General features: G+C 62.3%; 8 protein-coding genes. 2 read left to right on the top strand and 6 right to left on the bottom strand.

Annotation, left to right across the window (positions count from 1 at the left end; all coding sequences use genetic code 11):
* Window positions 1-618: 618 nt before the first annotated feature.
* Both AC13C0_RS00360 and AC13C0_RS00365 read left to right on the top strand, forming a co-directional pair.
* A complete protein-coding gene (locus tag AC13C0_RS00360) occupies window positions 619-1,425 on the top strand; it encodes a PRC-barrel domain-containing protein (protein WP_482953717.1) in 807 nt (268 codons plus the stop codon).
* Between the two features lie 177 nt (window positions 1,426-1,602).
* Complete coding sequence (locus tag AC13C0_RS00365; RefSeq protein ID WP_339779990.1) at window positions 1,603-2,673, top strand: AI-2E family transporter; 1,071 nt, start codon at window positions 1,603-1,605, stop codon at window positions 2,671-2,673.
* Between the two features lie 150 nt (window positions 2,674-2,823).
* Here AC13C0_RS00365 and AC13C0_RS00370 read toward each other — a convergent pair whose 3' ends face one another.
* The 6 genes from AC13C0_RS00370 to AC13C0_RS00395 all read right to left on the bottom strand — a co-directional run.
* Window positions 2,824-3,927: an ABC transporter permease gene (locus AC13C0_RS00370; RefSeq protein ID WP_482953718.1), complete on the bottom strand. Its 1,104-nt coding sequence runs from the start codon at window positions 3,925-3,927 to the stop codon at window positions 2,824-2,826.
* Between the two features lie 3 nt (window positions 3,928-3,930).
* Complete coding sequence (locus AC13C0_RS00375) at window positions 3,931-5,076, bottom strand: ABC transporter permease (protein WP_482953719.1); 1,146 nt, start codon at window positions 5,074-5,076, stop codon at window positions 3,931-3,933.
* Window positions 5,073-6,803, bottom strand: a complete 1,731-nt coding sequence (locus AC13C0_RS00380; RefSeq protein ID WP_482953720.1) for an ATP-binding cassette domain-containing protein — start codon at window positions 6,801-6,803, stop codon at window positions 5,073-5,075. Before AC13C0_RS00380 ends, AC13C0_RS00375 begins: the two co-directional genes overlap by 4 nt.
* Window positions 6,800-7,822 (bottom strand): HlyD family secretion protein, encoded by a 1,023-nt coding sequence (locus tag AC13C0_RS00385; protein ID WP_292273134.1) that lies wholly within the window; start codon window positions 7,820-7,822, stop codon window positions 6,800-6,802. Before AC13C0_RS00385 ends, AC13C0_RS00380 begins: the two co-directional genes overlap by 4 nt.
* A gap of 342 nt (window positions 7,823-8,164) precedes the next feature.
* Window positions 8,165-8,365, bottom strand: coding sequence for a YHS domain-containing protein (locus AC13C0_RS00390; RefSeq protein WP_482953721.1), 201 nt, complete (start codon window positions 8,363-8,365; stop codon window positions 8,165-8,167).
* Between the two features lie 99 nt (window positions 8,366-8,464).
* Window positions 8,465-9,092: thiolase family protein (locus AC13C0_RS00395; protein WP_482953722.1), on the bottom strand; the 628-nt coding region annotated here is incomplete at its 5' end.

The following is a 9,092-nucleotide window of genomic DNA, read 5'->3' on the forward strand; positions in this document are numbered from 1 at the left end:
CTATCTGTCCACGGCGCGCAAGCAGAAGCTGACGGCCTCCGATGCGCTGATGTCCCTGTTCGAGGGGCGTATGCCGGCCTTCATGACGGCGCCACCAGATAATGATCAGAACGTTTTAAATGAAACCGACTGAATAGTTACCTTTCAGTTTTGTTTAATCTCCCTTAGGGTTTCAATGGATGGGCTTCAGTCGTGACGCAGTAGTCTCCGGGTTGATATGGCGCCCGCCAGCAACTGGCCCTCATGCTCGCCCCGCCAGCTGGCGTTGCCAGTCATCGATATAGAAAAACCTCGTGAGATGAGTAAGATAAAGGAATGCGGGTCGGGTAGACCGGGCGATTGCTCAACCCGGCCCCCGCGGGTCCGGACGTGCGCGATTGACGCATACGGCTCCGTGCGCGAAGTCATCCGCCGTCTGGCCATCGATCCCGGCGGCACCATCTCGGCGCGTCATCGGGGTGGCCGTCTTCAGCCACTGGGTATCAATGTAATGCGCCAGTGACGTAATGCACTCGGAGACGACAACGTGCTTGACAACTACCGCGATCAAAGTGTAAGAGGATGCAAGGATGTCGACCGATTGCCGGCCGGACCGTTGATCAAGAAAAGGATGCTCTCATGCGGCCAACAAAGCTATTTTTATCTACGATGATCGTTTCGGTGGCGAGTTTCCCATTCGCCGTTCGAGCGGCGGATGTAGAAGCCCTTCCCGACGCAACTGTTTCGGAGGGACAGGAGGTCCAGCAGTGTCGGAGCGACCTTCTGGCGTTCGAGGACGAATTAGCCCGCGTCGGTTTCGGAGTGTTGGCGCCCGGCGGTTATGCTGGGGGTTACGCTGGTTACGGCGGGTTGGGCTACGGCCTGACCGGTACACCACGTCAGCAAATGTTGGCGTTACGCGACGCAGCTGGGGTCTATGCGCTCAGAGGCGACGAAAAGGCCTGCCAGACGGTGCTCGCCTCCATGCGCCAAATCTATGAGGCGCATGAGGAACTGGTCGGCCTTGAAGCCGACGATCCCGAGGTGCGGACGGCGTGGCGGCGCGCCCATCTGACAAGAGCTGCGCCCGTGACCGAGATGGGCCGACTGATGCGTGCGGATGTGGTCATCGGTGCGGATCTCCGCACTCCCGACGATGCGACGTTGGGTGAAATCGAGGATGTCGTGCTCGACCCGCAACGGCAGACGATCGCCTACGTCCTGATCTCCCGCGGGGGCTTCCTTGGACTGGGCAGGGAGCTGGTCGCGGTGCGCTGGACCGATCTGCGCGCCACTGACGATCACGAGATCTACGTGCTCGACGTGTCGCCCGAAGCCTTCGCAGCAGCACCCAAGGTAGGGCGACGGAATTTCGAAGCGAGCTCCGGGCAGGACTGGCGCAACAGCCTCGATCAATACTGGACCGGCGTTATCAGCAAGCCATAGGCCGATCGCAGGCTGGCAAGGCCGTCCATATATCGGGCTTGCAGTTGCTCGTTCGTCTTGGTCGCGTGCGATCAGGACGAACGAGGTTTTGCTATGTCTCGGCTGGCACAATCGTGGGATTAGAGCTGCTGGTTAAAGGGGAGCTTCCGGTGAGCAACATGATAAATTGGGGGGCGTATGCCTGATGCTGCAGCCAACGTAGATCCCGGTCGTCAGACCATAATCATTCTGTTGACGCTGATCACGGTCATTTTGGTGGGGTGGGCGCTCAAGGCGACCTATGTGGTCACCATGCCGCTGACGCTGGCGTTTTTCGTCACGCTCATCCTGCTACCATTGCAGAGCCGGCTTAATGCTTGGTTGCCGCGGCCGTTGCGCTGGCTGAGCATTGTGGTGTGCATGAGCGTTTTGCTTTCCGTACTCGGTGTGCTGGTGGCGAGCGTGTGGTTCAGTCTGAGTATGATACTGGCCAAAGCGCCGACTTATACCGCGGCCGCTCAGCAACTCTGGGCGCAGTTACAAGCACTTGCCGAACGCCACGCGATGCATGTCGATATCCTTACCGAGCCACTTCGCAATCTGTATGGGCCAGCGCTGGGCCTGGTGACGTCCGGATTTGGATATTTGTGGCTATTGATGGCCATGCTGATGCTGGTGTTCTTTCTGGTGCTGTTGATGTTAATTGAGGCCGGTGAATGGCGGAAAACAATGACCGCCGGCCTCAGTGAAACCCGCATGCAGACCATCCTGGCAACGATTGCCACCGCGTCAGAGCAGGTGCGCCGGTTTCTCGTGGTCAAAACCCTGATCGGCGCAATCACCGGGGCGATCAGCGGCCTTTGGCTGTGGCTGCTCGGGGTGGATTTCGCGTTGTTGTGGGGGATCGTTATTTTTCTGCTCAATTACATTCCCTATATCGGCTCCACCATCGCCGTGATCCCGGTGGCCGTCATTGCCTTGCTGCAATTCGGGCCCGAGTGGGCGCTGGTGGCGATCGCCGGGTTGATCGTCATCCAGCAATTGCTGGGCAATGTCATCGATCCCCGCCTGACAGGTCGTAGTCTGGCCATCTCACCACTGGTAGTGCTTGTTTCCATCGTTTTCTGGGGCTGGATCTGGGGTTTGGCTGGCATGCTGGTCGGGGTGCTGCTCACCGCCACGATCGTGATTGTTTTTGACCATATCCCCGCGTTGCGACCACTCGCCACCCTGCTCAGCCGCAGTGCCCCGGATCGCCAATATCGTTAACTCGGTGGGGCGCTGCCTCCCCCGGCCACTGGGCATTAAGATCTGTCTCGCTGAATTGCCGGCGAGGACCTTGCCCGGAATCGCTGCACTGCTCATAGGCTTCGATGTCGATCTTGAACACGCGTTTGAGGTGCTATACCCAGGTCATGTCTAGGTGGTGCGTCGCCGGAACAGCCAGGTCCCGGCCGAGAGCGTGGTGGTCGCGATCAGCGCCATCGGCCAGATATGACGGAGGATGACGTCCGCCGGCACGGCTCTCAAGAATACGCCCTTGCAGATGGCGATGAAGTGGGTGATCGGGTTGGTAGTGCTGAGCCACTGGAGCCAGTCGGGCATATTTTCCACCGGGGTCGCATAGCCGGACAGCAGTACGGCCGGCACCAGGTAGAGCAACAGTCCGATGACAGCCTGCTGTTGGGTCGAGGCGAGTGATGAGATGAACAGCCCGATGCCGATGATGGCGGCGAGATACACCGTCATACCGGCAAACAGCCCTATCAGCGAGCCCCTCAGCGGCACGTCGAGCACGACCCAACCGAGTGCGAGCATGGCGCTGGCACTGGTGAGGGCGATGAGCAGCGCCGGTACCGTCTTGCCGACGAGGATCTCGACCGGCTGAAGCGGCGAGACTAGCAACTGCTCAAAGGTGCCGAGTTCCCGTTCGCGGGCGACGGCCAACGCCGAGACCATGAAGCCGACCATTGCGGTCAGGACCGCGAAGAGGGCGGGGACGGCCGACCACAGCGGTTCGGCATTAGGGTTGAACCAGGCCCGTGTGATCACCCTCGTCGGCGGGCGCGCGCCGCCTTTGCTCAGTGTTTCGTTGAAACGCGCGACGATGCGCGTGGCATAGCCCAGCAGGATCTGCGCCGCGTTGGTGCGCCGACCGTCGAGTAGCAGTTGGACTTCGGCGCGCTCCCCGGCGGCGATCCGACGCGAGAAGTCCGGCCCGAGGTGGAGCACCATGATCACGTCCTGGGACTCGATTGCCGGCGCGATCTCGGCCACGCTTGTCAGATAGTGAATGCGTTCGAAAGTCTCGGCCCCTTCGAAGCGGCTAACGAGTTCGCGGGCTTCCCGTCCCAAGTCCTGATTGAGAACCGCCATGGAGACGTTCGTGACTTCCTGGGTGATGGCGAAAGCATAGATCAGCAGCAGAAATGGCGGCGAGAACAGAACCACCCAGCGCGTCTGCCGGTCGCGGACGCTGGCCAGAAGTTCTTTTGTGATCAGTGCCAGGATGCGCCGCCACATGACCTATTCCAGCCGCTTGCGCGTGGTTATAGCTGTCAGGGTAAAGAAGCCGGTGGCGATTGCCGCGAGCCCCAGCAGGTCGGGCAGGATCACACTCCAAATGTCACCGGCGAGGAACAGTGTCTGCAGCGTCGAAACGAAGTAGCGGGCCGGCACCGCGTAGCTTATGAGCTGCAGGGCCCAGGGCATGCTATCGATCTCGAACACGAAGTTCGAGAAGTAGAAGGCCGGCAGAAAGGCCGACAGAATGGAGACCTGCGCCGCGACGAGCTGGTTGCGGGTCACCGTCGAGATCAAGAGCCCCTGACCCAGGGCGGCCAACAGGAAGACTGCCGAGACCAGCGTGAGCAGCGCGAAGGAGCCGCGAAAGGGTACGCCGAACAGGAGCACGGCAGTGGCGACCGAAAGCGCCATCGAGCCCATGCCGAGCAGGAAATATGGCACCAGCTTACCGACCAGGAGCTCGGGAATTTCGATGGGGGTGGCGAGCAGCGCCTCCATGGTGCCACGCTCCCACTCACGGGCGATCACGAGCGCCGTCAACAACGCACCGATCATGGTGAGAATGATGGCGATAGAACCGGGTACCAGGTAGTGGCGGCTCGAGGCCTCCGGGTTGAACCAAACCTGCGGCTGGAGCTCGACGGCCGTGGGCAGCAGGGGCTGGGCCCGACCAACCGACTCCTGCTCGAGCCAGTTCGCCCACAGCAGCCCTAAGTAATTGCCCACCAGATCGGCAGTGTTGGGGTCGCTGCCATCGACGATAACCTGAATCGGTGCGCTCTCGCCGCGATACGCCTGCCCTGCGAAGTCGGCCGGCAGCACGACGATACCGTGGATGTCGCCAGCGACGAGAGCCGCCTCGAAGGTGCGGCGATCGCGCGCGGTTTCAATTCTGAAATAGGGTGAGTGGGACAGCGCTGCGGTGAAGCTGCCGCTCTCGGGGGTCGGCTGTTCGACCACCAACCCGACCGTGAAGAAGCGCGGGTCGAAGGTGACGCCGTAACCAAACAGGAACAGCAGAATCAGCGGTAGCACGACGGCCACCAGGATGCTGCTGGGATCGCGCCAGGCCTGGCGAGTCTCCTTGCGCACGATACCGAAAACCCGGCGAAGCTTCTGTTTGCTTGGTGAGATGTTCGCGTTCATGCCAGACTCTCGCGGTCATCGGCTTCGACCAGGGCGATGAAGGCATCCTCGAGGGTCGGATCGGGTCGGCCCGCACCGCGAGCCCGCTCCTTCAGGTCATCCGGCGCGCCGATGGCGATGACGCGGCCGCGATAGACCAGCGCCATGCGGTCGCAGTACTCCGCCTCGTCGAGGAAGTGGGTGGTCACCATGATGGTCATACCGTTCGCTACCATGGCATTGATGTGCGACCAGAACTCGCGCCGGGTGCGGGGGTCGACGCCGGAGGTGGGCTCGTCGAGAAACAGCACGTCGGGGTCATGCATCACCGCGCAAGCAAGCGCCAGCCGCTGCTTGAAGCCCAGCGGCAGGGTGCTGGCGTCGACATCGAGATGGGGGCCGAGGGCGAAGGTCTCGACCATGCGTTTCAGGGCGTCGCGGCGCCGGCGGCCGCCGAGTCCGTAGACGCCGGCGAAGAATTCCAGATTCTGTCGTACGCTCAGATCGCCGTAGAGCGAGAACTTCTGCGCCATGTAGCCGAGCCGTGCCCGCGCCTCGCTCGGAGCCTTGGCGAGATCGAGCCCGACGACATGGGCCGTCCCGGACGTCGGCCGCAACAGCCCGCACAGCATCTTGAAGATTGTCGACTTGCCGGCGCCGTTGGGCCCGATCAACCCGAAGATCTCGCCCCGCTTGACCCGGAAATGGATCCCGTCGGCGGCGGTAAAGGTGCCAAAACGGCGCCCGAGATCCTGGGCCTCGACGACGCTGTCGATAGGATGTTCCCGGGATGCATAGGCGTCCGCGAAGGGCGATCGACCCCGTGGGCCGCCGCCGAGCAGGTCCATGAAGGCGTCTTCGAAGCGCGGGGGCACAGCTGCTATCACCGCCTCGGGCCCGGCGCCGATGTCGTCTGGCGCTGGTGCAGCGCCACCCTTGCCGACCACCAGCCGGACGCTGCGTCCCTGGATGACGCCGTCGATCACGGCGGGCCGTTCCAAAGCGCGAGCCAGCACGGCGCGGCGCTCGCCACTTATGTTTCGAACCAGAAAGGTCCGTCCTTCAAGGCTTCGGGTCAGTGCCTGGGGCGGCCCCTGGTACAGCGCTTTGCCTTCACTCAGCAGCAGCACCGAGGCGCAGCGTTCGGCCTCGTCGAGATAGGCGGTGCTCCAGACCACACCAATGTCTTGATCAACAAGTTCGTAGACCATGCGCCAGAGCTCGCGTCGCGAGAGGGGATCGACCCCGACGCTCGGTTCGTCGAGCAGCAGCAACCGGGGCCGCTTGATCAGCGCGCAGGCGAGGCCGAGCTTCTGCTTCATGCCGCCAGAGAGCGCTCCGGCGAGTCGTCCGGTGAAGGACCCGAGCCCGGTGAACGACAGCAGCCGCGCGAAGGCTTCATCCCGTTCAGTCCCGATTACCGAGCGCAAATCGGCGTAGAGTTCGAGATTTTCGATCACCGACAAATCCTCGTAGAGGCCGAAACGCTGGGGCATATAGGCGACGACACGGTGCAGGGGAGCGGCGTGTGTCTTCGGATCGAAGCCACAAACGCGGAGGGTGCCGTCCTCGATCAGGAGCAGGCCGGCGATGAGGCGCAGGAGTGTGGTCTTGCCGGCGCCGTCGGGTCCGACCAGACCAGTGACCTGGCCGGACTTGATTTGAGTGGTCAGCGCCTCGACGGCGGGTGTTCCATTCTCAAGGAAGCGTTTTGTGACCCCATCGATCCGGACAAGAGTCTCGGTCATGATTCAGCCTCCTGATTTGGTTGCAGGATCACCGTCACCGGCATGCCCTGCCTGAGGCCGTCGTCCGGATCCTCGACGATCACCCGCAGCCGATAGACGAGGCTGGTTCTGAGCTCGCGGGTCTCCACGGTCTTGGGTGTGAATTCGGCGCGCGGCGAGATGAAGCCGATCTGTCCTCGATAGACCCCGCCAGAGTCGGTGCGGATCTCGGCTGGCATGCCTGGACGGACGTGGCCAAGTTCGGGTTCGTTCACATAGGTGCGGACCCAGACCGACGAAGTCAAGGTCAGGGTGTAGATCGTCTCACCCGGCGCTACGATGGCGCCCGGCTCGCGCACGCGCGTCAGGATTACCCCGTCATTGGGTGCGATCAGGGTTGCATCGGTAAGGCGTCGCTGCACAAGGCTGAGTGCGGCGAGATCGGCATTGAGCTGAGCGCGGGCCTGGTCGATGTCTTCCCGGCGCGGCCCGGCCTCCGCCAGTTCGAGGGTTTTCTTTGTGGCACGCAGCTGGGCCCGGGCTTCGTCCAGACGCGCCTGCGCTTCGTCATGGGTCTGATGCGAGGCAGCGTTGCGTGCCGCCAGCTCCTGTTGGCGGCTTAGGGTGGCTTGGGCGAGGCGTAGCGCCGCCTGACGCTGCGCGACCAGGGCGCGCACCTGGGCGATCTCCTCCGGTCGTGTGCCAGTTTCCAGCGCAGCGAGTGCGGCCGCTTGGCGCTCGACCTGTGATCGAGCCAGGAGGGTCTCATCGTCGAAGTCACCCCGCTCAAGGGACGCGATAACCTGTCCTGCCTCAACGGCGTCGCCCTCCTCTTGGGTGAGCGCGGCTATACGCCCAGGGACCTTGAACGCCAGATTGACCTGTCGCACGTCGACATTGCCCAGTAGTTCCAGGCGATCATAGTCTTCGTGCGAATCGCTTTCGTATTTCCAACCGAGATATTTCCAGCCGAGGCCGGCTGAGCCGACCAGCACGAGGAGAACCGACGCCGCCACGATTATACGTTTCACGGCTTGCATGATAGGTGAGCGCCAACGCTGTGCCGGTATTGCAGAAATGTCGGGCGATCGACCAAGCCCTTGGATCGTTTCCTGTCAATGTATCCCATGTTCGTCCTCATCTTCTTCAGAATTTCAATGAATGGGCTTTAGTCGTGACGCAGTCGTTTCCGAGTTAATGTGGCGCCCGCACAGGCAGCGCAAACAGGTACAGGCGTTATCGCAGCAGTCGGGATCGTGCCGGGGTATCTGCCCATGCCGCCGTGAAAACGGATACAAAATTCGGCCCAGGATGGCGTAGGCCAAACCAGCAGGGCCTGCGCCGATCACGGTCACGGATGGAGGGGCACCAGGTTCACTGGTTCACTCATGTCTTGACCCATGCTGCCGGTGCACTCGAACATACCGTTCGGGGTCCGCGTCGAACTGTTCACGGCAGGCCGTCGCACAGAAGTAATAGCGTTTACCTTGGTATTCGGACTCCGCGGGGGCGGTCTTGTAGCTGACCTGCATGCCGCAGACCGGATCCTCGAAAGACTTTTGCTCTTCTCGTTTGCGTTTCATTGTTGTCTCCTCCTTTTCCTGGCTCAGAATAATTCAGCTTTTGGGTGGCGCAGCTCGACACCTTTAAATCGCGAGCTGCGCGTTCAGGTTAATTGGCGGTTACGTCAGGCGTTCCAACGCCAGCGCCACCCCCTGGCCGCCACCGATGCACAGGGTAACCACGCCACGGCGCACGCCATCTCGGGCCATGGCGTGTAATAGCCGGGTGGTCAGAACCGCGCCGGTGGCCCCGATAGGGTGGCCGTGCGCAATCGCGCCGCCTTCCACGTTAACGATATCCTCGGCCAGACCGAGCTCCTGGGTCAAGGCAAGGACGATGGCAGCAAAGGCTTCGTTGATCTCGATGCGTTCGATATCACCTACGCTCCAGCCGGCACGTGCCAGTGCCTGTTGCACCGCCGGCACCGGGCCCAGGCCAAAGTAGCCGGGTTCCACCGCGCCGATACCGTAGCTCACCAACCGCGCCATGGGTTCCAGGCCATGGTGTTCCGCCCAGGCGCGATCAGCGACGATCATCGCTGCCGCGCCCGTGTTCAGCCCGGGGGCGTTGCCGGCGGTGATGGTGCCGTCCTTGCGGAAGGCCGGTCTGAGTTTGCCGAGGCCCTCGGCGGTGGCGTCGGGGCGATTGTGCTCATCGCGCCCGAAGGCCGCCGTGCCCTTGTGGGATGTGACTTCGACCGGCACGATCTCGGCGTCGAAGCGTCCTGCCGCCTGAGCCTCGCTGAAG

This window comes from Marinobacter sp. B-21, from assembly GCF_056857895.1.

Excerpts from the sequence above, each read along its gene's own strand:
- AC13C0_RS00360 (WP_482953717.1), top strand. The coding sequence starts at position 619 with ATGCGGCCAACAAAGCTATTTTTATCTACGATGATCGTTTCGGTGGCG.
- AC13C0_RS00365 (WP_339779990.1), top strand. The coding sequence starts at position 1,603 with ATGCCTGATGCTGCAGCCAACGTAGATCCCGGTCGTCAGACCATAATC.
- AC13C0_RS00370 (WP_482953718.1), bottom strand. The coding sequence starts at position 3,927 with ATGTGGCGGCGCATCCTGGCACTGATCACAAAAGAACTTCTGGCCAGC.
- AC13C0_RS00375 (WP_482953719.1), bottom strand. The coding sequence starts at position 5,076 with ATGAACGCGAACATCTCACCAAGCAAACAGAAGCTTCGCCGGGTTTTC.
- AC13C0_RS00380 (WP_482953720.1), bottom strand. The coding sequence starts at position 6,803 with ATGACCGAGACTCTTGTCCGGATCGATGGGGTCACAAAACGCTTCCTT.
- AC13C0_RS00385 (WP_292273134.1), bottom strand. The coding sequence starts at position 7,822 with ATGCAAGCCGTGAAACGTATAATCGTGGCGGCGTCGGTTCTCCTCGTG.
- AC13C0_RS00390 (WP_482953721.1), bottom strand. The coding sequence starts at position 8,365 with ATGAAACGCAAACGAGAAGAGCAAAAGTCTTTCGAGGATCCGGTCTGC.